The following is a 22,278-nucleotide window of genomic DNA, read 5'->3' as shown; positions in this document are numbered from 1 at the left end:
TGTGCGGCCCGTGGTGCGAGCCGCCCAGTTTGTGTCAGCAGTAGAGATTGAGTTCGTTGTGGTCACCAGTTTTCGGCGTCATACCCTCGCGGGCGAGATGCTGGCGCTGCAGCTCGCCATCGTCGTGGTCGTGCTGCTGGCGGTCGCGGCGCTCTCGCTCGCTCAGTCGGAGGCCACCTTCAGCCGGGTCGAGGGCCGCCGCGTGAGTGCGCTGGCCGAGCAGTTGGCTGCCAATCCACTGGTGCGCAACCAGCTCCCGCGTCCGGCGCCGGAGGAGACGCTGGCCCCGCTGACGCATTCCACGCTGGTGCAGTCCGGGGTCACCTCCGTGACGATCGCCGACTCCTCCGGTCGCATCGTCAGTTCGACCAACCCGACGGTCATCGGTGACCGGCTGCGGCTCGGACCGGGGGTGGCCCGCGGACGAGGCTGGTCCGGCTCGCTCACCTGGGACGGCAGCCGCGAACTGGTGGCGCAGGTGCCGGTGCTCGGCGCGGCGAGCGGTGACCTGGGGCGGACCCTGGGCATCGTCATGATCGGGGAGGCGTCCCCGACGGTGTGGCAGCGGCTCAGTGGTGCGTCTTCCTATCTCCTCGCCTACCTGGGCATCGCCAGCGGGCTCGGTCTGGCCGGCTCCTGGCTGTTGGCCCGACGGGTCAAACGGCAGACGCTCGGTCTGGAGCCGCGAGAGATCACCGGGCTCGCCGAACATCGCGAGGCGATGCTGTACGGGATCGCCGAGGGGGTGGTCGCCTTGGATCCCCAGCAGCGCCTCACCCTGGTGAACGAGGTGGGCAGACAGCTGCTCGACCTACCCGAGGAGTGCGTGGGCCGGACGCTGGATGACCTCGGCATCGACGGCCGTCTGCACGACGTACTCACCGGCACCCGGCCCGAAGCGGAGCACGGACCCGACGAAGTGGTCATACGGCACGGTCGCGTGCTGGTGATGAACAGGATGACCGTCACGAAGAACGACCGCCTGCTCGGCTCGGTCACCACGCTGCGGGACCGCACCGAACTGGCTCGGCTGGAACGCGAGATCGGCTCCTTCCGCAGCACGTCCGAGCTGCTACGGGCCCAGACACACGAGTTCGCCAACCAGCTGCACACCATCTCCGGACTCATCCAGATCGGCGAGCAGGACGAGGTCGTACGCTACGTCCGTGCGCTCACCCGGCGCCGCCAGTCCCTGGACATGACCATCGGCCGCCGCATCCACGATCCCGCCATCGCCGCCCTCCTCATGGCGAAGGACTCCCTCGCGGCCGAACGCAGGATCACCCTGAAGATCTCGGACGTCACCTCCCTCGGCCGGCTCGCCTCGGAGGACGCCGCCGACGTGGCCACTGTGGTCGGCAACCTGGTCGACAACGCCATCGACGCCGCAGCCGGAAGCGACCTCGACGACCGGGAACCCTGGATCGAGGTCGAACTCCGGCAGGACGCGTCCAGCGTGGAGATCGTGGTGTGCGACTCGGGCCCGGGCGTAGCTCCCGAACTCGCCCAGGAGGTCTTCCACCACGGTTTCACCACCAAGGCCGCCGCGGAGGGCGAGCGTGGCATCGGCCTTGCACTCACCCAGCTCGTCTGTGAACGACGTGGCGGGGAGATCAGGGTGACCAACACCGCCGAAGGCGCCCGGTTCACCGCGCGCATGTCCGTGAGCCACTCAACGGAAGCGATCGAGGAAGGAGCAGCACATTGACGGACACCTCCGGCACGATCGACGTTCTCGTCGTCGACGACGACTTCATGGTGGCTCGGGTCCACCGCACCTTCGTCGAGAGGGTGCCTGCGTTCAGGGTCGTCGGCACCGCGGGCACTGGTGAGCAGGCCATCACCGCAGTTGACGAACTGCGCCCGGATCTCGTTCTCCTCGACCTCTATCTGCCCGATGTCTTCGGCCTGGACGTCATCCCGCGACTGCGCACCGCGGGACACGAATGCGACATCATGGTCATCAGTGCCGCGCGCGAGGCCGACACCGTGCGCGGCGCGGTCCGCCACGGTGTCGTGGACTACCTGCTCAAACCCTTCGACTACGAGGACCTCAAGCCCCGCCTGGACCGGTACGCCGCACGGCGCGGCCGGCTTCTCACCACGGTGGTGCGCGGCCAGGCCGACATCGACCGGGCTCTGTCCGCAGGGTCTGTCCCCGATGCTGTCGCCCGACTCCCGAAGGGCCTGAGCGTGGAGACCGCCGACCTCGTCCAACGCACGCTCCGCGATGCGGACGGCACCCTGTCGGCCGCCGAATGCGCGGCCGCCACCGGTATCTCCCGGGTCAGCGCCCGCCGTTACCTGGAACACTTCCACACCACCGGCACGGCGGATGTCTCCCTGCGTTACGGCGCCGCCGGCCGGCCCGAGCGGCGCTATGGCTGGCGAGACTGAGAGACGGGTGCTGCCGAGCGTACGTTCACGCGGGCATCGGCGCAGCGCGTCGGGACGGTCGGCACAGGCGGGTCCAGCTGTCGTTGCGGGGCTGACCGGCGCGGCCACGGGAGGCTCGGGCGGGCGCTGCACTCCGTGCTAGCGTAGAGCGTTTGCAGCGTCGCTGTGTCGGTGCCCGGTGCGGGGTCCCTGGCCGGTGGCCGCGTCCCCGCCGCGCCTTCCTCGGTACGGTCCCTTTGGAGGAAGGCTTTCTGTGAGCGAATCAGCACGTGTCGATGCCCAGCAGCAGAACGAGGTGTCGGGTGCCACCGCGGCTCTGCCTCCGGCGGCGTCCTTTGCGGAGCTGGGGCTGCCGGCCGAGCTGTTGCGGGTGCTCGACGAGCACGGTGTGACAGTGCCCTTCCCCATCCAGGCGGCGGCACTGCCGAACGCGCTCGCGGGACGGGACGTCCTGGGCCGGGGCCGCACCGGATCCGGCAAGACGCTCGCCTTCGGCCTGGGAATGCTCGCCGGGACGGCCGGGCGGCGCGCGCAGCCCAAGGAGCCGCTGGCGCTCGTGCTGGTGCCCACCAGGGAGCTGGCGCAGCAGGTCGGCGAGGTGCTCACCCCCTACGCCGCGGCGCTGCGACTGCGGCTCGCCACCGTGGTCGGCGGGGTGTCCATCGGACGGCAGGCCGCCGCGCTGCGGGACGGCGCCGAGATCGTCGTCGCCACGCCCGGCCGGCTGCACGACCTCATCGACCGCAAGGGCTGCCGGCTGGGACAGGTGCGCATCACGGTCCTGGACGAGGCCGACCAGATGTGTGACATGGGGTTCCTGCCGCAGGTCACCGAAGCCCTGGACCAGGTACGGCCCGACGGGCAGCGCATGCTTTTCTCCGCCACCCTGGACCGCGACGTCGACCAGCTGGTGCGGCGCTACCTGCGCGACCCGGCCGTGCACTCCGTGGACCCCTCGTCCGGCGCGGTCTCCGCGATCGAGCACCACGTCCTCGTCGTGCACGGCCCGGACCGGTACGCCGTGACGACGGAGATCGCCGCCCGGGACGGCCGCGTCCTGCTGTTCCTGGACACCAAGCACGGCGTCGACCAGCTCACCCGGCATCTGCGGGCCAACGGCGTGGCCGCAGCCGCCCTGCACAGCGGGAAGTCCCAGCCGCAGCGCACCCGGACCCTGGCCCAGTTCAAGAACGGGCAGGTCAGTGCCCTGGTGGCGACGAACGTCGCCGCACGCGGCCTGCATGTCGACGACCTCGACCTTGTGGTCAATGTAGACCCGGCCACTGACCCGAAGGACTATCTGCACCGCGCCGGCCGCACGGCCCGGGCCGGCCGCTCCGGCACCGTGGTGACACTTGTTCTGTCGGGACAGCGCCGCGAGACGAGCCAGGTCATGGCAGACGCCGACGTCGCCCCCAAGGTGACGAAGGTGCGGTCAGGGGAGGCGGAACTGAGCCGGATCACCGGCGCCAGGGCCCCTTCCGGCAAGCCCCTCGACGGAGGGCCGGCCGCACCGCGCCCCAAGAACCACAACGCCCCGTTCCGTGGCCTGGGCAGCACCAAGGACGCGAGGAGCGGTTCCGGCGGCAGGCCGTCCCGCAAGAGCAGTGAGGCCCGCAAGCTCGCGGAGGCCCGCGAGGCCGCCCGGGTGCGGCGCGGCGGCTGAGCCCGGCTTCCCGGAACGCTTACTCAGGTTGCACCCGCGGAGTCCGGTGGCCCGTGAGGTTCTTGAACGCTGCGGTATGACGTCGTCATGCGGTACGCGCAGGGGGGGGCTGACGCCCAAAGAGCAGGAGAAGCGGGAGCGGCTGCGCCTTGAGGCGGCCGAGCGGTTCGCTTGCGGTGAGAAGACCGAGGTCGTGGCGAGGGAGTTTCGGGTGACGTCGCGGTCTGTGAGGCGCTGGCGGCGGAAGCGGGAGGAGGGCGGTGGAAACACCCAGCGCTCGGCCGGCTGATGCGTCTGCGCGCCGCTGCTTCCCTTCTCGCTGACCTGCGGCTGGGGCGCGGTCACAGGAGTCGCCCTCGGAAACTTGGCTGTACCCGGCTGTGCGCCAGAAAGCCTGCTGACCGGCTCCGGCTGCCGAGCGATCGGGCTCGGGCTCTCCGCCAGGCGCACCGCATCCGCTGCGCACACGGCGATGTCGCGGGCGATGCCCCCGGGAGGCGCCCACCTAGCCTGCCGGACGGCCCGTCCATGCCGGGCGTCGAAAAGGTACCGCGGCATACGTTCCGGCAGCGGCCTGTCCGCGAGCAGGGAATCCAGACAGGCCAGCGCGTACCTGCCTGCTCACGCTCCGCCCAGGTCCAGCAGGACCTTGGAGGCCACGGTTCGGTCGTGGGCGATGTCGAAGGCGGCCCGGCTCTCGGAGAGCGGAAACGTGTGGGTCACGATCGCGTCGAGGGGCAGCCCTCGGGCGAGCAGAGCGAGCGCCTCGTCGAACTCGGTGTCGAAGCGGAACGCGCCGCACAGTTCCAGTTCGCGGGTCACGGCGACATTGCCGAGCAGGGGGACCTCACCGGGCGGCAGCAGACCGAGGAGGACGACTCTGCTGCCGCGGCGCACCCGCTCGACGCAGGTCCGCAGGCCCGCGGGTGACCCGGACGCCTCGACGGCGATGTCGAACGGGTCCGCCCAGTGCACGTCGTCGGGTGCGTCGGCGCGGACTGTGGCCGTGGCGCCCGAGGCCGCGGCGATGCGCAGCGGGGTGTCGAGGAGGTCGCTCACGACCACGCCGGCGGCGCCCCGGTGACGTAGGACGGCGGCCACCAGGCAGCCGATCGGCCCGGCCCCGGTGACCAGCACCCGCTTGCCTGCCACGTCACCGGCCCGGTGCACGGCGTGCAGGGCCACCGACAGCGGCTCGGCCAACACGGCACGGTCCAAGCTGAGTTCGGGCGGCAACACGCGAATCTGTGCAGCAGGCGTGGTGATGAGCCGGGCGAAGCCGCCCTGGACGTGCGGGGTACGGGCGGCACTGCCGAGGTAGCGGGTGTCGACGCAGATGTTGCGGCGGCCGGCGGAGCATTCGGCGCACCGATCGCACGGGGTGGCCGGGTGGACGGCCACCGGGGTGCCCACGGCAGGTCCCGTGGCGCCGGCCCCGAGGGCGGCGACGTGGCCGACGATCTCGTGGCCGGGGACCATCGGTTCGCGGAGGGTGAAGTCACCGACCCGCCCGCGGCGGTAGTAGTGCAGGTCGGATCCGCAGATGCCACCGAGGGCGACGGTGACCGCGATCTCGCCGGGACCAGGACCGTCGTACGGCCGCTCCTCGATCCGCAGATCACCGGCTCCATGGATGACACACGCCTGCATGGGACTCCTAGAGGTCGTAGGACGGGGTCACAGGACGGAGAGCATGCCGCCGTCGACGTACAGCACCTGCCCGGCCACGAAGTCCGAGGCAGGGGAGGCGAGGAAGATCAGGGCGCCGACAAGGTCGCGGACGTCGCCCCAGCGGCCGGCCGGGGTCCGTTTGCGGACCCAGGCGCTGAACTCGTCGTCGGCGACGAGCGCCGAGGTCAGTTCGGTGTCGAAGTAGCCGGGGCCGATCCCGTTGACCTGGATGCCGAGCGGGCCGAGATCGGCGCACATGCCCTTGGTGAGCATCTTCAGGCCGCCCTTGGTGGCCGAGTAGGGGGCGATGCCCGGCCGGACCGCCTCGCTCTGCAGCGAGCAGATGTTGACGATCTTGCCGTGGCCCCGGGGAGCCATCCGCCGGGCGACCTCGCGGCCGACGAGGAACGCGCTGGTGAGGTTGGTGGCGAGCAGCCGGTGCCAGTCCTCGTCCGTGAAGTCGAGGAGCGAGGCGCGGTGTTGGACGCCGGTGTTGTTCACGAGGATGTCGATCGGCCCGACTCCGTCCTCGATCCGTGCGACGCCCCTGGCGACCTCCGCCGGGTCGGTGACGTCGAAGGCGGCCGCGCGGACCAACTCGCCGAAGCCGACGGCGAGTTCCTTGCGGGCCGATTCGAGGGCCGTGGTGTCGCGGCCGTTGAGGACGACCGTGCAGCCGGCTTCCAGCAGACCCTCGGCCAGGGCTTTGCCGATGCCGCGGCTGGAGCCGGTGACCAGGGCGGTCCTTCCGGAGATGTCGAACAGGCGGTGGCTCATGCGTGGACCTTCGCGGGCGAGGCCGGGGTGCCGGGCAGCGGGGTGCGTGCCGGACGGCCGGCCAGGACGTCCAGGACGTTGTCGACGGCGAGGTCGACCATGGCGGCCCGGGTGGACTCGGTGGCCGAGCCGATGTGGGGGAGCGTCACGATGTGCGGCTCCGCCACCAGGGGGGACAACTCCCGCCCCATCGGCTCGCGTTCGTAGACATCGAGCCCGGCCGAGTGCAGCCGGCCCGACCGTACGGCGTCCAGCAGGGCCTGCTCGTCCACGACCCCGCCGCGCGAGGTGCTGACGAGGGTGGCCGTGGGCTTCATGGCGGCCAGCTCCCGTACCGATACGAGGTGTCGGGTCTCCTCGGTGAGCGGCACATGCAGCGAGACGACGTCCGACTCGGCCAGCAGCGTCGCCAGGCCCACCGTGGTCGACGACTCGTCGTCCCCGGTGGCGTACGGGTCGTGGTGCAGCACGCGCATGCCGAACCCCAGGGCGCGGCGGCCCACCGCGCGGCCGATCTGGCCGTAGCCGATCAGCCCGAGGGTGGCTCCATGGATGTCGAGGCCGAGGTGGTCGTCCATCCGGAACACGTCCCAGGAGCCCGCGGCGAGGCTCGCACCCGCGGCGGGGAGCCGGCGGCGGGCGGCCAGGATCAGGGCGAACGTGAGGTCGGCGGTGGTCTCCGAGAGCACCCCCGGAGTGTGGGTGACCACGACGCCGCGCTCGGCGGCGGCGTTCCGGTCGACGTTGTCGAAGCCCATGCTCGCCAGTGCGACGACCTCCAGCGAGGGACCGGCGGCGTCCATCAGTGCCGCGTCGACGGGGTCGTTGCCCAGGGCCAGGATCGCGTCGACGCCCGATGCCGGTCCGGCGAGTTCCGCAGAGGAGGGCTTGTCGCTCCCCGTCCAGGCGACGACGTCGGCCGCCTCGGACAGCCGGGCCGGGCCGTGGCCGGGCAGATTCGCACGGGTGACGAGCGCACGCTTATTCAGGGAGAGGGCCATGGGGAGGACGCTAACCATGCCACGCGACGGCAGCAAATACCGGTTCGGTGTGACCCTATTGCTTCTCCTTATCACCGGGCTCGGTTTTCGCCGGGGCATCGAAAGCGGTGACCAGTTCCAGGAAGAGGTCGTGCACGGCCAGTGCGGGTTCGGAGAGCGGCTGATTGTCCGAGGTCACCATGGAAAGCTGCAACTGGATCACCGGATCCACGATCCGCCGCACCACGAGCGACCGCAGTTCGAGGATCGCCCGGGCCGCCGACCAGGGCAGGACGGTCGCCCCGAGGTCCGCGTCCACGGCGTTCACGAGGGTCAGGGCGGACTCGACCTCACCGACGACCCGCGGCCTGAGCGACGCCTGCTGGAAGGCGGAGTCGACCACCTGTCGGATCGTGTGGATCCGGCTCGGGAGCAGCAGCGGCACCTCCGCGAGTTCCGCCAGGCTGACCTTTGTGTCCCCTTGCGGCACCGCGCCGCCGGGCGCACCGATCAGGAACAGGTCCTCCGCGCGGACCGGCTCGAACTGCACGCCCCGCAGGGGGCCGGCGCCGTAGATGAACGCCATGTCCATCCGCCCCGTCATGATCGCCTCACTGATCACACCGCCGAAGTTCTCGTTGATGTGCAGCAGGATGTCCGGGTACCGCTCGCGCACGCTCTTGAGCAGGGGCAGCGCGAGCGCCGCGCCCATGCTGTACGGCGCAAGCCCCACCGACACACTGCCCGCGGGCGCCCGGCCCGAGATCTCCACGGCGGCGTGCGCCAGGTCCACCTGCCTGAGGATCAGCTGGGCATGCCGGTACAGCGCCCTGCCTGCCTCCGTCGGAGCGACCCCGCGCTTGCTGCGGATGAGCAGCTGCTGCCCGAACTGCGCCTCCAGCGCCGACAGTTGCTGGCTCAGCGCGGGCTGCGCGATGTGCAGGATGTCGGCCGCACGCGTGATGCTTCCCGCGTCGACGATCTTGATGAAGGAGTAGAGACGTCTGGTGTCCATGCGCGGGCCCTCCGGTCGAGCGGAGCCTCATCGTAGGGAGCCGCGGGTGTGAGCGGTGCCATAGCGGTCTGCGATAACGCCAAAGTAAACGTGTATTGGTGGCCGGGCGAGCGGCGCACTACGTTGTGGGAAACACCTTGCCGGGGCCTGTCCGGTACAGCCGGAGAAGCTCAGGCCCCCGGAATTCCTTTTCCTGCGCAGACGCCACTGCGAAGACGGCGGTGGTGTTTTCCGTTTCCCTTTTCCTGGAGGGCGTCATGACCCGCATGGTCGATCTCGTGGCCGATCTCGGCGAGGGATTCGGTGCCTACACCATGGGCGACGACGAAGCGCTCCTGGAATTGCTGACCTCCGCCAATGTCGCCTGCGGATTCCACGCCGGCGATCCGCGCATCATGGACGCCACCGTCCGGCAGTGCGTCGAGAGGCAGGTGGCCGTCGGCGCCCATCCCAGCTTTCCCGACCTCGTCGGCTTCGGCCGCCGCGCGATGGATCTAACGCCCCACGAGGTACGAACGGACGTGCTGTACCAGGTTGGCGCGCTCCAGGCGTTCGCCGTCGCACACGGCGCCCGGGTGCGGCACGTCGCCCCGCACGGCCGCCTCGGCAACCTGGTCGCCGTACGCGCCGACTACGCCGAGGCCGTCGTGGACGCCGTCGCCTCGCTGGACGAGTCGTTGATCGTCCTCGCGCAGGACGGCGAACTGGCCGACGCCGCACGGAAGCGCGGACTGCGCGTGGGCATCGTGGGGATCGCCGACCGTGCCTACCGCGGGGACGGCACCCTCCTACCGCGCTCCGAACCCGGAGCCGTGATCCACGACGCGGACGAGATCGCCCTGCGGACCGTGCGGATGGTCACCGAAGGCGTGATCCGCAGTGTGGACGGAACGGACGTGCCGATCGCCTGCGACACCGTCCTCCTGCACGGGGACACCCCCGGCGCGCTCGCGCTCGCCCGCCGGGTCCGCGAGCAACTCCTCGCTGCGGGCGTGGAGATCGCCCGCCTCGACGACGTACTGAGTGGCACGGGGGCCCGCGGATGAACGGGCACCTCACCCTCACGGACTGCGGTGACTCCGCCCTCGTCGTGAGAGCGGTGGGCCTCGATGCCGAGCGGGCCTGGCGGCTCGTCCACGGTCTGGCCGACGCCCTCGACGCCGTACGGCTGAACGGTGTGCATGGCCTTGTGCCGACGTACGACGCGCTGCTCGTGGAGTTCGACTGCTACGCCATCGACCACGACACCGTCCGACGCGTCCTGTGGCACCAGGCCGGACGCCTCGGCACGGACCCCGCGCCGGCTGTGGCGCCCCGGCGCTTCCTTGTCCCCGTCGTCTACGGCGGCGCGTTCGGACCCGATCTGCCCCAGGTCGCCGCACAACTCGGCCTGACGGACCGCGAGGTGATCAAGCTCCACTCCGGATCCGATCTCACCGTGCGCTGCCTCGGCGCGCCCGCGGGATCACCCATGATGGACGGACCGCCCTTCCCGGCACCTGTGCCGCGCCTGGCCTCGCCCCGCACCCGGGTCGACCCCGGCTCGGTCGCCGTCGCCGGCCGACAGGCGGTGATCTGCCCGATGCCCTCGCCCGGCGGCTGGCCCCTCCTCGGACGGACCCCGGTCCGCGTCCTCGACCTGCACGACGACCCGCTGACCCCTTACCGCCCCGGTGACATCTTCCGGTTCGTCCCCATCCCCCCGGACAACTGGGACGACCTCGTGGACCTGCCCCTGGCGGCCTGCCATGGCTGACACCCTCACCATCAAGACCGCGGGCCTGGCCACCGTGCAGGACCTCGGCCGCGTCGGCCGTTCCCACCACGGCCTGCCCGTCAACGGGGCCCTCGATCAGTACTCGGCGCGCGTCGCCAACGTCCTGTGCGGCAACGACGAACGCGTCCCGCTGCTGGAGATCACCGCACTCGACTTCGCGTGCTCCCCAACCACCGACATCCTCGTCGCCGTCACCGGGGCGCCCGCAAGGCTGACCGTCGACGGCACGGCCCGCTCCCAGTGGGAGCCGCTGTCCCTCCGGGCCGGTGAGACCCTCCGCGTCACCGACATCCACGTCGGGCTGCGCGTCTACCTCGCCGTGCTCGGTTCGTTCGAGGCCGACTACCTCCAGGGCAGCTGCGCCCCGGACACGATCCTGGGCTTCGGCCCCGCCCTGCGCGCCGGTGACGAACTCACCCTGCGCACGGCCTGCCCGCCCCTGGACCACCCCTACTCGCGCATCCCGCTCTTCCTGCTGCGGGCCCCGGTCGCCCGGTTCACCGCCGACCCCACCATCGACGTCACCGACGGCCCCGACCGGGCCGAGTTCGGCGACAGCGTCTCCCGCCTGTACGGCACCCCGTTCACCGTGAGCCCGCAGAGCAACCACATCGGCCTGCGGCTGTGCACCGACACCCCGCTGCCCCGCAGGACCGCCGGCGGCGAGGTCCTGTCCCGCGGCGTGCCCGTCGGTGCCGTAGAAGTGCCCACCGGGGACGAACTCCTCGTATTGCACCGCGGCCGCGGTGTCACGGCCGGCTATCCCGTCCTCGCCGTGGTCACCGCCACCGGACTCTCCGCCCTCGGCCAAGTCCGTCCCGGTCAGAGCGTCCGCTTCCGTCACCGCACCCTCGCCCAGGCGGTTTCCGCACACCGAGCACGGCGCACGGCGATCGACGCACTCGCGGTCCGGGTTCGCACCGCCTTCGACACCCTCCGTATCCCACTCCCCGTCGGCAGCTGACACCCGGCTGCCCCCACTGGCCCGCCCGCACCGAGCCGAGCCCCCTCATCCCCGCCCTGCACACGTCAGGAGACGCCATGAGCACCGTGGCCGCCGCTCAACCTGTTCCCAACACCGTCGACCCGAGAACAGCACGGAAGATCACGCTCGCCGGCTGCGTCGGTATCTTCGCCGAGCTCTACGACAACGGCATCTTCGGCTTCATGGCCGGCACCCTGGCCGCCGTCTTCTTCCCCGGCTCCGAGAACGCCGTCCAACTCGTCTTCCTCGGCTACGCCGTGTCGTTCTTCTTCCGCCCACTCGGCGGCATCATCTGCGGCCACCTCGGCGACCGCATAGGCCGCCAGCGGATGCTGGTCTTCGTCATCATGCTGATCAGCATCGCCACCGCGGCCATCGGTGTCCTGCCGACGCACGCGAGCATCGGCATCGCCGCCCCCGTTCTGCTGATCCTGCTCCGCGTCGCCCAGGGCTTCTCGGTCGGCGGTGAGGCGTCCGGCGCGATGAGCTTCCTCGCCGAACACGCCCCCGAGGGCAAACGCGGCCTCTACACCAGCTACGCCCAGATCGCCTCCTTCCTCTCCCTGCTCACCGGCACTCTGATCGCCGCCGCCATGACCAGCGGACTCGGCACCGAACGCATGGAGTCCTGGGGCTGGCGCATCCCCTTCCTGCTCGCCATACCGCTCGGCATCACCGGCATCTACATCCGCAAGCGGATCAGCGACACGCCCAACTTCACCCGCCTCCAGCAAGAAGGCGGCCTGTCCGGGAACCCGCTCAAGGAAGCCTTCTCCTCCGCCGAGCACCGCCGCGCGATGCTGCTCGCCCTGTTCATCCCTTTGATGAACGGCTCCGGCTACTACGTCCTGTTCAGCTACATGCCCACCTTCATGAGCAGCGAGCTCGACTTCAGCAAGGTCCAGGGCCTCCTCGTCACAGCCTCCAGCCTCGTCGTGATCTGCCTGGCCATCCCGTACATGGGGCGGCTCTCCGACCGTCTCGGCCGCAAGAAGGTCATCGCCGGGGCCGCGATCGCCATGGCCGTCGCCGGCCTCCCCTGTTACCTCCTCATCGGCACCGGCAACGTCGCGTTCGCCGTCCTCGGCGCGTGTCTCATGGCCGCCGTGTTCGCCGGACACACCGGCGTCATCCACATCCTGCTCGTCGAACTCTTCCCGACCCGGGTGCGCTACTCCGCCTACGGCCTGGGCTACAACGTCTCGGCCGCCCTCTTCGGGGGCACCGCCCCGCTGTTGATGACCTACCTCATCGACCGCACCGGCGACGTCCACATGCCGGCCTACTACGCCGTCTTCACCGCGCTCGGCACCCTCGTCGCCGTCTCACGGATCACGGACCGGGCCCACCTGCCCCTGCGCGACGTCTGATCAACCCCTCAACCGAGCAAGCAAGGAGCACCCGCATGCCCATCTCCGACTACCGCACGGCACTCGTGACCGGAGCGTCGACCGGCATCGGAGCCGTCGTGGTCGAGCGACTCGCCAAGCGCGGCCTGGAGGTCCACGCCGTGGCCCGCAACGCCGAACGACTGGAGGCCCTCGCCGACGCCACCGGCTGCGTCCCGCACGCCGTCGACATCACCGACACCCAGGCGCTGACCGCTGTACTGGACGGCCTGGAAGTCGACGTCCTGGTCAACAACGCGGGCGTCTCGCGCACCGGCAACATCCTGACCGCCGACGAGTTCGCCGTCGACGAGCAGATCGCCGTCAACATCCAGGCCGTCCTGCACCTCGTACGCCTGCTCATGCCCGGCATGGTGGAGCGCGACCTCGGCCACATCGTGAACATCAGCTCCATCGCCGGCGTGTACAACTTCGGCGGCAACACGATCTACCACGCCACCAAGGCGGCCGTGCACACCCTCTCCCGCCAGCTGCGAGTCGACGGCTACGGCAAGCGGCTCCGCGTCACCGAGATCTGCCCCGGCCGCGTGGAGACGGAGATCTTCGGCCGGCTCCTCGGCGACATGGAGGAGGCACAGCGGCAGTTCTACGACGGGTACGAGTCCCTGAAGCCCGAAGACATCGCCGATGCCATCGAGTTCGCCGTCGACTCACCCCGGCACGTCAACATCGGCCACATCGAGATCCTGCCGACCTTTCAGGTGCCGGGTGGCCTCAACTTCGAGCGCCGGGGCTGAGCGCATGACCACGGCCAAGAGGGTCCGCCGGATCAACCCCTCGCCCAGCGTGGCGGCGGCGCAGCGCGTGCGCGAACTGAAGAGCCGGGGTCTGGCCATCCACGACCTGACCGTCGGCGAACCCGACTTCGACACCCCCGAGCACGTCAAGGCCGCCGCGATCCGCGCGATCGAGTCCGGGGAGACCAAGTACACCCCGGTCAACGGCACTCCGGCCCTGCGCGCCGCGATCATCGACCGGCTCCGGCGCCGTCACGGCCTTAACTACACCGACGCGCAGATCACCGTCGGCGGCGGAGCCAAGCAGGTCATCTTCCTCGCCCTGACGGCCACGCTGGACGAGGGCGACGAGGTCGTGATCCCGGCCCCGTACTGGGTGTCGTACCCCGACATGGTCCGCGCCAACGACGGCACGCCCGTCATCGTCGACTGCCCCGAGGCGGACGGCTTCAAGCTGACCCCGGACCGCCTGCGCGCCGCGCTCACCGAACGCACCCGGTGGATCGTCCTCAACAGCCCGGGAAACCCCACGGGAGCCGCCTACACCACCGGCGAACTCCGCTCCCTCGCAGAGGTGTTGCTGGAGCACCCACAAGTCCGTGTCCTCACCGACGAGATCTACGACGAGATCTGGTACGACGACGGCGAGCACTCCTCGCTCGCTGCCGCCGAACCCCGCCTCGTCGACCGGGTGTTCCTCACCAACGGAGTCTCCAAGACGTACGCCATGACCGGCTGGCGCATCGGCTACGGCGCGGGCCCCGCCGATCTGGTGGCCGCGATCAACACCCTTCAGTCGCAGCTGTCCTCCTGCCCGTCCTCCATCAGCCAGGCAGCGGCAGCCGCCGCGTTGGGTGGTCCGCAGGACTTCGTCCTGGAGTCGGTCGACGTCTACCGGACGCGGCGCGACACTGTCGTCAAACTCATCGGCGAGACACCAGGGTTGAGCTGCGCCACACCGAGCGGAGCCTTCTACGTCCTGGTCGACTGCCGGCCGTACCTGGGCAGGTTCACCCCGGCGGGCACCCGGATCGAGACTGATGAGGACTTCGCCCGCCATCTCCTGGAGGACCAGCAGGTCGCGGTGATCCACGGATCCGCCTACGGTGCCCCCGGCTACTTCCGCATCTCCTTCGCCACCTCCCTGGAGATCCTCACCGAAGCCTGCGCACGCATCGCCGCCGCCTGCGCCACCCTGTCCGAGAGGCCGTCATGATCCGCGTCAGCACCAAGTTCGACCGCCCCGCCCCGGAACTCGTCGAACGCCTCGGCGCCTACTCCTCGGCCACCATTCACGAGGCACAGGGACGGCTCGGCGCCCTCGACTCGACCATCAAGCCCGTGGACCACCGTATGTCCGTGTGCGGCCCCGCCTTCACGGTCCAGTGCGCACCCCGCGACAACCTCATGCTCCAGACCGCCATCGCCTACGCCCGCTCCGGCGACGTCATCGTCGTCTCCGCCGGCGCCTACGCCGAGGCCGGCTCCTTCGGCGACGTCCTCGCCAACGCCTGCCAGGCCAAGGGGATCGCGGGCCTGGTCACCGACACCGGCGTCCGGGACACCGAGGACCTGCGGGCCCTCGGCTTCCCGGTCTTCTCCCACAGCGTCTGCATCAAGGGCACGGTGAAGGAGACCGTCGGCCCGATGTGCGAGCCCGTCACCGTCGGCGGCCAGCTCGTCCGCCCCGGCGACGTGATCCGCGCGGATGCCGACGGTGTCGTCGTCGTGCGCCGCGAGGACGCCGCGGACGTGGCGGCGGCGTCCCAGGAGCGGGTCGACGCCGAGGAGGGCTACATCTCCGCCTACCGGGCGGGCCGGACCGTCATCGACATCTGCAACCTGACACCGCTCCTCGCCGCGAAGGGCCTGGTGATCGATGAGGAGTGAGCGAGAACCATCAACCGCCCCGTTCCGCTGCCCACTTCGGACACCGGTACAGCGCAACGGCCTCGGCGACCGCGCTCGAAATCACAGAACGCCTCGCGGCCAGTCCGTGACGAGAGCGATTCGGTGATGCTTGAGGTACGCCTTCTGGATCCGAGAGACCGCGCCGTCTGACAGTCCGCATTCCGGTTGCCGTGGCTCTCCTCGCTCAGGGCATCGCGGATGCTCGTCGACGTGTCAGCGCGGAGAGCATGTCCTGGACCGTGACGAACTCGGCGCGCGGCCTCGCGGCACCGCGGTCGAGTTCGGCCCGGTCGAGTGCGCGCCGGTCGGACCGGTCCAGCGGATCGGCTCCTCGTTGCCTCAGCACCGACATGAGCGAGTCATGGTCGGCGACATCGCGCTCCAGCACTCGGAACGGTGCGGGTCGAGGACGTGGACCTTGCAGCCACCCAGTTCCTGGGCATGATCTCCAACTACGTCTTCTGGCCAACACTCCTGGTGCCGGGCTGGGAGGTGAGCGCCGAACGCGTCGCTCAGGTAGTCGACGAGGCCGTCCGCACCATTTCCGCCCGGTACGCCGCGACTGGACCAGGGGCGTCCACCAGCGCCTGAGTCCCGCCGCCGCCAAAGGAGCTGATGCCTAAGCAATCGAGGCCGTCGGCACCAACGGCGTTCGCGGGGGACCCCGTTCTGTCGTGGTCGGCACGTAGGGTGCGGCCATGACTGTGCCTGACCTGGTTCCCATTCGGCATGAGCCGAACTACCGAACGTCCACTATCGGCCAGTGGGACGGAGGCCAGTTTTTTGCCCACGTCAGCGGTGTTTTCGCAGGCCGGGACGTCGATGGCCGGGTAGTGCGGCGGTGGTACTCCGTGTTGCACGAGTTCGACGCCGCAGGTCGGCACCTGGACTCCCGGATCCGCGCAGCCGGAACGGTCGCCGACGGGCCGGCGAAGGCGCCGATGGTGGAAGCCGCGCAGCGGCTCCTGCACGAGTGGCTGGACGCGTTGCCCGGGCGGTACTTCACAGACATCGCGATCGCCCCGTTCGCCGTGGAGGTCGACGGCGCACTGTTCGGCCTTGTCAGCGAGTGCCACGGGGAATATCCCGAGGGAGAGGAGCAGGACGACTGGGCCGAGTTCTACCCGAACCGGCTCGGGTTCAGCGCGCCGTGGGACGGCTTGTACGACACGTGAGGGGACGTGCGCTGTGTCAGCCGGCGGCGCGTGAGAGCGGTCGAGGACCTGGTCGGGTTGCCGAGCGGCCTCGGGTGAGTCGGCGGACCATGATGCCGATCATTGCCCAGCGGATCATGGTTTCGGAGTGGGCCGTGCTGGCTTCGTAGTCTCGGGCCAGGCGTCGGTGGGCGGTGATCCACGACAGCGTGCGCTCCATCGCCCACTGCTTGGGCTGGACCTGGAAGCCGCGCTGAGCGGGGTCTTTACGCACGATCTCTAGTTCGCGGCTGAGGACCTGGGCTGTCCAGTCGACCAGGCGGCCGGCGAAGCCCTGGTCGGCCCAGATCTTCCGCACGCTCGGATGGTCGAGGCGGGTCCACAGCAGCGGGCGTCGGGCGCCGTCGCGGTCCTGGATGTTCGCGGAGACAACGTGGACCGCCATGAGCAGGCCGAGAGTGTCTGTGATGATGAATCGCTTGCGGCCCTTGACCTTCTTGCCCGCGTCCAAGCCCCTGGTGGCGGTCGGGACGGTGTCCGCTGTGCGGATGGACTGGGAGTCGATCAGCCCCGCGCTCGGCTCGGTATTACGCCCGTCGGCCTGCCGGACCCGAGCACGCAGGGCATCGTGGACACGCTCGACGGTGCCGTCGTCATGCCACCAGCTGAAGTACCAGTACACCGTTGGCTAGGACGGGAAGTCCTTCGGCAACTGCCGCCAGGAACACCCGGTCCGCACCACGTAGAAAATCGCGTCCACGATCCGCCGCTGCGGGTGCTTCTCCCGACGCCCACCCTTGGGACCCACCCGCGCCGGCGACGGCAACGGATCCACCAGCACCCACTGCTTGTCCGTCAGATCCGACCGATAGCCACCCCCAGGACCACTCACACCAAGCACAACGACCCCGCCAGCCCCACGGCACGGCAGATCTCAAACGCGGTCCAAGTGGGCGTTTTGAGAGTATTTGGTAGCCATGGGTGGGTGCTTGATCCTCGCGGACGTTCGTCGGTGACCACTCCCGCGACGAGGAAGCGCTACGCAATACTCGTCCTGTGGAGTGGTTCGAGCAGGCACGGGCAGCGCAACAGCGCACGGATTGGGATGCGGCCATCGCATTGGTAAGCGCACGCGCCGAGTGCTACTCCACCGATCCCTCCAGGCACGACAACCATCTGTGGCATATGGATTTGCTTGCCCGCGCGGAACGACTCTCGGAACTCGCAGAGCGCGCTCTCACTGATGTTCACGCACGTCGGAGACTCAACAGATCGCTTCGCGAGCGAGAGATGGAAGCGGCGCTGCGCAACCGCGCCGAAGACGGTGATCGCGATGCTCTGTACGTCCTCGTGCGGTTGCTGTGCGAGACGAGTCGGCCCCAAGAGGCCCATCGAGTGGTCCAAGACTTCGGCCCGGACGATCAGTACGCGCACCAGATCATGGCTGGCTTTCGATCGCCGTCGAGCGGTGCAGAGTAACGCTCGGCACCAGCCTTGGCTGACCTGTCAGGAGCCGGGTCGTGGAGTACGTCCTTTTCGGGTGAGGCCGAGTCAGGACTGCTGGTCGCGGTGTTCGGTCGCCTACTGCTTCCTGGTGAAGTTGCCAGTCGATCTCAGCGAGGACGTCGAGCTTGACCAGGCGTTTCAGCTTGGCGCGGGTGCCTTCGATGTTCTTCGGCAGCAGTTCGTGGTCGAGGGCCTGGCAGACGTCGCGGGCGCGCAGCGGGCCGGTGGCCTTGTTGAAGACGGCAAGGATGCGGGGGTAGTCCGGGTGATCGGGAAGGTCCGGCGAAGCAGTGTGGGCCGGGAGTCGGTCCGCGAGGGCAATGACGGTCTTCCGGGTGATCGCCAGGTGCTCGAGATGGGTCTCGGCCTCCCACAGCCGGCCCTGCAGTTCGTCGATCTGCGTGCGGAGGCCGTCGGCCAGAGCCCGGGCGGCGTCCTCCTGGAGGTCGAGCGCTTCGAGCAGGGGCCGGATGTTCACACCGTCACCGCCTGCGCATCGCGCCAGGTGGCAGTGTTCGCGCCGGTCAGGCGTCGGGCCATCACGTGGGTCATCGCCCAGTAGACACGCGAGGTGGAGGAGGACGGGCGGTGCTCGTAATCTCGAACCAAGCGCAGCATCGGTTGGCTCATGCACCACCGCCGCCTCGCCCGCGACTACGAGACACACCCGCATCGCCCCGAAGCCATGATCCACCTCGCCGTGATCGACCTCATGGCCCGCAGACTCACCGGCGAAGCCACCCTGAACTGGCGCGGAACCTGACCCGGGACCAAACACGAATCACCGGACCAAACGCTCAGAAAGAAGAGCCTCCGCGTCGGTGGGGCACGTTGTCAGGGTGCTGTGGGGCGAAGGGCGAGGAGGGCTTGGAGTGGCCGGGTGGGCAGGGGGATGCCGCGCCAGATCAGTGCTTTGCGGTAGGTGAGGGAGGGACTGATCGGGACGGCACGGATCCGAGGGTTTCCGATGAGCGCCCGGTCGGTGCTCACGGTGAGGGAGATGCCGACTCCGGCTTCCACCAGGGCGGCGTGCAGGCCCCCGTCGTTGGTTGCGTACTGGGTGGCGAAGGCGATGCCGGCGGCATCGAAGGCGACCTGCAGTCGTGGCCGTAGTCCGCTGTCGGGGTCGTAACTGATCAGGGTCTTGCCGGACAGCAGCTCGATGGGCATGTTCTGCCGGCCTGCCAGCGGAGAGTCTGCCGGTACGACAGCCACGATCTCGTCCTCGAGCATGACCACGCTGCGCAGGTCTTCGGCCAGGGGCTGCTGCGGCAGGGCCACCACGGCGGCGTCCAGTTCGCCGTCTTCCACGCGCGAGATGAGTCCGGCGCTGCGCCCTTCGACGAGTTGTACGGCGACGCCCGGGTGCTGGCGGTGGAAGGTGCCAAGGAGTGCGGGCAGGGTGGTGTGCTCGGCCCCGTCCACGGTGCCCAGGACGAGCGTGCCGGTGACCAGGGCGGCGCGGGAGGCGAATTCGGCGGTCACCCTGTCGGCGTCGGCGAGGGTCTGGCCGGCCAGGGGAAGCAGCACCCGGCCGGCCTCGGTCAGGCGGACGCTGCGTGTGCTGCGTTCGAAGAGCGCTTCGCCGAGTTCCTTCTCCAGGGATCGGATCTGGTGGCTGACAGCGGGCTGTGCCACCGACAGCCGCTCGGCGGCGCGGGTGAAGCTCTGCTCCTCGGCCACGGCCACGAAGACCCGCAAGGTCCTCAACTCCATCATTAACCTCATTTATCAATTGCATCAAGAACTAGTCTTTGACCTCTTGCTCGTTTATCTCCACTGTAGAGGCATGGCAGACGTGACACAGGCGCCGAAGCGCCTCGACGGGATGAAGACGAAGCTTGCGGACTCCCCTGGCCGGCCCGGACTCAGCAACGGGCAGGTGACATGGATGTCGATCGCGGCCGGCGTGAGCGTCGCCAACGTCTACTACCTGCAGCCGCTCCTGCGGCCACTGGCCGCCTCCTTCGCTGTTTCCGATGCACTCGCCGGACTGCTGCCGATGATCACTATGGTCGGCTACGCGGCCGGGCTGCTGCTGGTGGTGCCCGCTCTGGAAAGGACCGGGCTGCACCGGCTGATGGGCTGGTTGAACGCGGGCAGGTTGATCGCGCTGGCGCTCGCGGCCTCCGCCACCGATTACCCGCTGTTCGCGGCGGCATCGGTGCTGCTGGGAGCAACGAGCGTGCTGGCACAGACTCTGATGCCGGCCGCAGCGTCGCTGGCGCCGCGGGAGGCCGTGGGGCGCACCACGGCCCGCATCACGGCCGGCCTCTTCGGCGGCATCGTGGGTGCCCGGGTCATCGCCGGGGCGGTCGACGGTCTCCTCGGCTGGCGGTCGGTGTATGTGCTGTCGGCGCTGATGACGCTGGTCGTGCACCTTGCGCTGCGAGGGTTGCCCGAACCGCCCGTGCGCCACGGGCTGCGCTACCGGGCCCTTTTGGCTTCGCTTCTTCCGCTCCTGCGAGGTCAGCGCGGCCTGCGCTGGGCGGCGCTGACGGCGGCTGCCGGTTTCGCCGGCTTCAACGTCTTCTGGACGGCGGTGACGTTGTATGTGACCGGCCCGGCGCACCGCTGGTCGACCACCAGTGCCGGACTGCTGGGCCTGGTGGGCGTCGTCGGCACCGCCACGGTATTGGCCATCGGCCGGTTCCTCGACGGCCGTATGCGGCGACGTCTCGCGGTGGCGGCTGCGGGGACGATGGCTCTCGGCCTCCTCATCGCCGGTCTGTGGGGTCTGTCGGCCGGTGCCCTCATCGTCGGGGCACTACTGCTGGACTCCGGTGCCCGTGTGAGCAACGTCGCCAACCAAACCCACGCCCTCACACAGCATCCCGAGGCACGCGCCCGCCTCAACACCCTCTACATGACGGCGTACTTCGCGGCCGGGTCGCTCGGTTCCGCGGCAGGGGCACTGCTGTTCGCGCGCGGCGGCTGGACGCTCACCGCGCTGGTCGCCGCAGCCCTGGCCGCACTGGGAGCCGGGTTCGCGGTCAGAACGTAGCGCCGGGTTGAGGGCCTCGTGACCGAGACGCCCACCGGTCCATCGATCTCGCCCGCACTCTGATGACCTGCTCCTTCGAGTGCTTGACGCGCCGTGCACTGGGGGTACATCGGCCGTGCACTGACGAGCATGAACCCCTTGTCCACCGGTTCTACGGTGACGGCTCAAAGACGGCGAGCCCCCACACCTCTCTCCCCCCCGGTCGATGGCCGCAGGTCAGTCGACGGATCACCAAGGACGGTCACACCGGCAGTCTCCGGTCGGCCATGACCTGCACAAGGCGGCCCGGCTACAGCCGTGGCCCTCACAGAAGGAAATACACCATGAGTGATGCGAAGAAGGTCCTGGCCGATCTGGTCCTTTCCACCTCGACGGAGCACGCTCCGCTGGACGCGCCGTGGGAGGCGATCGACATCGCCGACTGGCTGCTGAACCTCCCGGACGCGGAGTACCAGCGCTGCGCTCCGCCGGACCACAAGGCGGCCGGTTACACCACGACCGACGACGGCCGGCCGATGTCGATCAACGTGGAGATGATCGGCACGGGCCTGGTGATCCAGCACTACGTCGCCGAGGTCGCCGAGAAGCACCACTGCCACATGGTGTCCCTCTCCGATGTCCTCACCCCGCACGGCTGGACGACGGTCCAGGTGATCTGGGATCTGTCGGTCCAGGACAACGGCGACGGCACCGTCACCTACACCAACCAGGTCACCAGCCACCCCACCCAGGAGTTCCTGGAGTTCAACGAGAACAACGGCATCACCTTCGAACAGGCCGCTGCCGCACGGCAGGCCGCCTCCGGTGATCACAACCGGCGGGAGACACCGCTGTTCGCCGCGAGCATCGCCCGCCACGCCCTGGCACGGAGCGCACAGTGACCACGCAGCCCAACATCCCCTCCACTCCTGCCTCGCCCCGGGACATGGCCCGTGCCTTCACCCCGGCCCTCACCGAGCTGGTGGAGGACCCGCTGTACAGCCAGGTGTGGGCGGATCCCGCGCTCAGTCCCCGGGACCGCAGCATCGCCACCGTCGCCGCGGTCGCGGCGCTCTACCGCCCCGAAGAGCTGCCCGCGCAACTGCGGCGGGCCGTCGACAACGGCGTGACACAGGCCGAACTGGCGGCGATCATCACCCACATCGCGTTCTACGCCGGCTTCCCGGCAGCCATCAGCGCCTCGGCCATCGCGGCCCACACGCTGCTGGACTGAGATCGCACACCCCGAGTCCGCGGGCCACCGCCCGTTCCCCGTCCTTCCACGTACGTCGAGGCCCGCATCCGCGCGT

General features: G+C 69.6%; 26 protein-coding genes and 2 pseudogenes. 18 read left to right on the top strand and 10 right to left on the bottom strand.

Features of this window, described 5'->3' with window-relative positions; genetic code table 11:
• The first annotated feature begins 58 nt into the window (after positions 1-58).
• From ACFY0P_RS50565 to ACFY0P_RS50550, 4 genes are all read left to right on the top strand, one after another.
• Complete coding sequence (locus ACFY0P_RS50565) at positions 59-1,708, top strand: ATP-binding protein (RefSeq protein WP_388929263.1); 1,650 nt, start codon at positions 59-61, stop codon at positions 1,706-1,708.
• Positions 1,705-2,397, top strand: coding sequence for a response regulator (locus tag ACFY0P_RS50560; protein ID WP_388929262.1), 693 nt, complete (start codon positions 1,705-1,707; stop codon positions 2,395-2,397). The genes ACFY0P_RS50565 and ACFY0P_RS50560 overlap by 4 nt, the downstream gene beginning before the upstream one ends.
• A 253-nt stretch (positions 2,398-2,650) precedes the next feature.
• Positions 2,651-4,063, top strand: a complete 1,413-nt coding sequence (locus ACFY0P_RS50555) for a DEAD/DEAH box helicase (RefSeq protein WP_388929261.1) — start codon at positions 2,651-2,653, stop codon at positions 4,061-4,063.
• A 76-nt stretch (positions 4,064-4,139) separates the two neighbouring features.
• Complete coding sequence (locus ACFY0P_RS50550; RefSeq protein WP_388929270.1) at positions 4,140-4,352, top strand: helix-turn-helix domain-containing protein; 213 nt, start codon at positions 4,140-4,142, stop codon at positions 4,350-4,352.
• Positions 4,353-4,684: 332 nt separating this feature from the next.
• On the opposite strand, the gene ACFY0P_RS50545 is transcribed toward ACFY0P_RS50550, so the two are convergent.
• Genes ACFY0P_RS50545 through nac form a run of 4 tightly spaced genes read right to left on the bottom strand, consistent with a single transcriptional unit; the run spans position 4,685 to position 8,506 of the window.
• Positions 4,685-5,713: an L-idonate 5-dehydrogenase gene (locus tag ACFY0P_RS50545; protein ID WP_388929260.1), complete on the bottom strand. Its 1,029-nt coding sequence runs from the start codon at positions 5,711-5,713 to the stop codon at positions 4,685-4,687.
• Positions 5,714-5,740: 27 nt separating this feature from the next.
• Positions 5,741-6,511, bottom strand: coding sequence for an SDR family oxidoreductase (locus tag ACFY0P_RS50540; RefSeq protein WP_388929259.1), 771 nt, complete (start codon positions 6,509-6,511; stop codon positions 5,741-5,743).
• Entirely contained in the window at positions 6,508-7,512 is a 1,005-nt protein-coding gene (locus ACFY0P_RS50535; protein ID WP_388929258.1) for a 2-hydroxyacid dehydrogenase, read from the bottom strand. Before ACFY0P_RS50535 ends, ACFY0P_RS50540 begins: the two co-directional genes overlap by 4 nt.
• 55 nt (positions 7,513-7,567) lie before the next feature.
• Positions 7,568-8,506 (bottom strand): nitrogen assimilation transcriptional regulator NAC, encoded by a 939-nt coding sequence (gene nac / locus ACFY0P_RS50530; protein WP_388929257.1) that lies wholly within the window; start codon positions 8,504-8,506, stop codon positions 7,568-7,570.
• 257 nt (positions 8,507-8,763) lie between these two features.
• Here nac and ACFY0P_RS50525 point away from each other — a divergent pair, with 257 nt between their 5' ends.
• The 7 genes from ACFY0P_RS50525 (at position 8,764) to ACFY0P_RS50495 (ending at position 15,304) form a co-directional block, all read left to right on the top strand.
• Positions 8,764-9,552: a LamB/YcsF family protein gene (locus ACFY0P_RS50525; protein WP_388929256.1), complete on the top strand. Its 789-nt coding sequence runs from the start codon at positions 8,764-8,766 to the stop codon at positions 9,550-9,552.
• Entirely contained in the window at positions 9,549-10,262 is a 714-nt protein-coding gene (locus ACFY0P_RS50520) for an allophanate hydrolase subunit 1 (protein ID WP_388929255.1), read from the top strand. The genes ACFY0P_RS50525 and ACFY0P_RS50520 overlap by 4 nt, the downstream gene beginning before the upstream one ends.
• Positions 10,255-11,247, top strand: coding sequence for a biotin-dependent carboxyltransferase family protein (locus ACFY0P_RS50515; protein ID WP_388929254.1), 993 nt, complete (start codon positions 10,255-10,257; stop codon positions 11,245-11,247). The genes ACFY0P_RS50520 and ACFY0P_RS50515 overlap by 8 nt, the downstream gene beginning before the upstream one ends.
• 77 nt (positions 11,248-11,324) lie before the next feature.
• Positions 11,325-12,638, top strand: a complete 1,314-nt coding sequence (locus ACFY0P_RS50510; RefSeq protein ID WP_388929253.1) for an MFS transporter — start codon at positions 11,325-11,327, stop codon at positions 12,636-12,638.
• 35 nt (positions 12,639-12,673) lie between these two features.
• Positions 12,674-13,414, top strand: a complete 741-nt coding sequence (locus ACFY0P_RS50505; protein WP_388929252.1) for an SDR family oxidoreductase — start codon at positions 12,674-12,676, stop codon at positions 13,412-13,414.
• A 4-nt stretch (positions 13,415-13,418) separates the two neighbouring features.
• Positions 13,419-14,630: an aspartate transaminase gene (locus ACFY0P_RS50500; protein WP_388929251.1), complete on the top strand. Its 1,212-nt coding sequence runs from the start codon at positions 13,419-13,421 to the stop codon at positions 14,628-14,630.
• Positions 14,627-15,304, top strand: coding sequence for a 4-carboxy-4-hydroxy-2-oxoadipate aldolase/oxaloacetate decarboxylase (locus ACFY0P_RS50495; RefSeq protein WP_388929250.1), 678 nt, complete (start codon positions 14,627-14,629; stop codon positions 15,302-15,304). Before ACFY0P_RS50500 ends, ACFY0P_RS50495 begins: the two co-directional genes overlap by 4 nt.
• Positions 15,305-15,509: 205 nt before the next feature.
• Here the strand turns inward: ACFY0P_RS50495 and ACFY0P_RS50490 are convergent, their stop codons facing one another.
• Positions 15,510-15,713, bottom strand: a complete 204-nt coding sequence (locus ACFY0P_RS50490; RefSeq protein WP_388929249.1) for a hypothetical protein — start codon at positions 15,711-15,713, stop codon at positions 15,510-15,512.
• A 23-nt stretch (positions 15,714-15,736) separates the two neighbouring features.
• Here ACFY0P_RS50490 and ACFY0P_RS50485 point away from each other — a divergent pair, with 23 nt between their 5' ends.
• Positions 15,737-15,916, top strand: coding sequence for a TetR/AcrR family transcriptional regulator C-terminal domain-containing protein (locus ACFY0P_RS50485; protein WP_388929248.1), 180 nt, complete (start codon positions 15,737-15,739; stop codon positions 15,914-15,916).
• A 107-nt stretch (positions 15,917-16,023) separates the two neighbouring features.
• Positions 16,024-16,500 carry a hypothetical protein gene (locus ACFY0P_RS50480; protein ID WP_388929247.1) on the top strand — a complete coding sequence of 159 codons (477 nt, stop codon included), beginning with the start codon at positions 16,024-16,026 and terminating at the stop codon, positions 16,498-16,500.
• Positions 16,501-16,516: 16 nt separating this feature from the next.
• Here ACFY0P_RS50480 and ACFY0P_RS50475 read toward each other — a convergent pair whose 3' ends face one another.
• The gene (locus ACFY0P_RS50475; RefSeq protein WP_388929246.1) at positions 16,517-17,161 is read right to left on the bottom strand and encodes a transposase; all 645 of its coding nucleotides are present in this window, start codon (positions 17,159-17,161) and stop codon (positions 16,517-16,519) included.
• A gap of 6 nt (positions 17,162-17,167) precedes the next feature.
• Positions 17,168-17,371, bottom strand: a complete 204-nt coding sequence (locus ACFY0P_RS50470; RefSeq protein WP_388929245.1) for a transposase — start codon at positions 17,369-17,371, stop codon at positions 17,168-17,170.
• A 164-nt stretch (positions 17,372-17,535) separates the two neighbouring features.
• Here ACFY0P_RS50470 and ACFY0P_RS50465 point away from each other — a divergent pair, with 164 nt between their 5' ends.
• On the top strand, positions 17,536-17,958 hold the full coding sequence (locus ACFY0P_RS50465) for a hypothetical protein (protein ID WP_388929244.1): 423 nt from the start codon (positions 17,536-17,538) through the stop codon (positions 17,956-17,958).
• On the opposite strand, the gene ACFY0P_RS50460 is transcribed toward ACFY0P_RS50465, so the two are convergent.
• Both ACFY0P_RS50460 and ACFY0P_RS50455 read right to left on the bottom strand, forming a co-directional pair.
• Positions 17,918-18,463: a hypothetical protein gene (locus ACFY0P_RS50460; protein ID WP_388929243.1), complete on the bottom strand. Its 546-nt coding sequence runs from the start codon at positions 18,461-18,463 to the stop codon at positions 17,918-17,920. The genes ACFY0P_RS50465 and ACFY0P_RS50460 overlap by 41 nt on opposite strands.
• Positions 18,460-18,594, bottom strand: a pseudogene (locus tag ACFY0P_RS50455) (IS5/IS1182 family transposase); the annotation flags it as partial. The pseudogene ACFY0P_RS50455 and the gene ACFY0P_RS50460, both read right to left, overlap by 4 nt.
• Between ACFY0P_RS50455 and ACFY0P_RS50450 the strand changes: the two are divergent.
• Positions 18,593-18,748 (top strand): annotated as a pseudogene (locus ACFY0P_RS50450) (IS5/IS1182 family transposase); the annotation flags it as partial. The pseudogenes ACFY0P_RS50455 and ACFY0P_RS50450 sit on opposite strands and share 2 nt — an antisense overlap.
• A gap of 71 nt (positions 18,749-18,819) precedes the next feature.
• Here ACFY0P_RS50450 and ACFY0P_RS50445 read toward each other — a convergent pair.
• Positions 18,820-19,704 carry a LysR family transcriptional regulator gene (locus tag ACFY0P_RS50445; RefSeq protein WP_388929242.1) on the bottom strand — a complete coding sequence of 295 codons (885 nt, stop codon included), beginning with the start codon at positions 19,702-19,704 and terminating at the stop codon, positions 18,820-18,822.
• A 172-nt stretch (positions 19,705-19,876) separates the two neighbouring features.
• Between ACFY0P_RS50445 and ACFY0P_RS50440 the strand changes: the two genes are divergently transcribed.
• The 3 genes from ACFY0P_RS50440 (at position 19,877) to ACFY0P_RS50430 (ending at position 22,202) form a co-directional block, all read left to right on the top strand.
• Positions 19,877-20,989, top strand: coding sequence for an MFS transporter (locus ACFY0P_RS50440; protein ID WP_388929241.1), 1,113 nt, complete (start codon positions 19,877-19,879; stop codon positions 20,987-20,989).
• 323 nt (positions 20,990-21,312) lie between these two features.
• A complete protein-coding gene (locus ACFY0P_RS50435; protein WP_388929240.1) occupies positions 21,313-21,870 on the top strand; it encodes a hypothetical protein in 558 nt (185 codons plus the stop codon).
• Positions 21,867-22,202, top strand: a complete 336-nt coding sequence (locus ACFY0P_RS50430; RefSeq protein WP_388929239.1) for a carboxymuconolactone decarboxylase family protein — start codon at positions 21,867-21,869, stop codon at positions 22,200-22,202. Before ACFY0P_RS50435 ends, ACFY0P_RS50430 begins: the two co-directional genes overlap by 4 nt.
• Positions 22,203-22,278 lie beyond the last annotated feature (76 nt).

It is taken from the genome of Streptomyces sp. NPDC001714 (genome assembly GCF_042892755.1).
In the GTDB taxonomy this organism is placed as follows: domain Bacteria; phylum Actinomycetota; class Actinomycetes; order Streptomycetales; family Streptomycetaceae; genus Streptomyces.
Note: the sequence above shows the minus strand (reverse complement) of the source record. Positions and strands in the feature narration are given on the sequence as shown.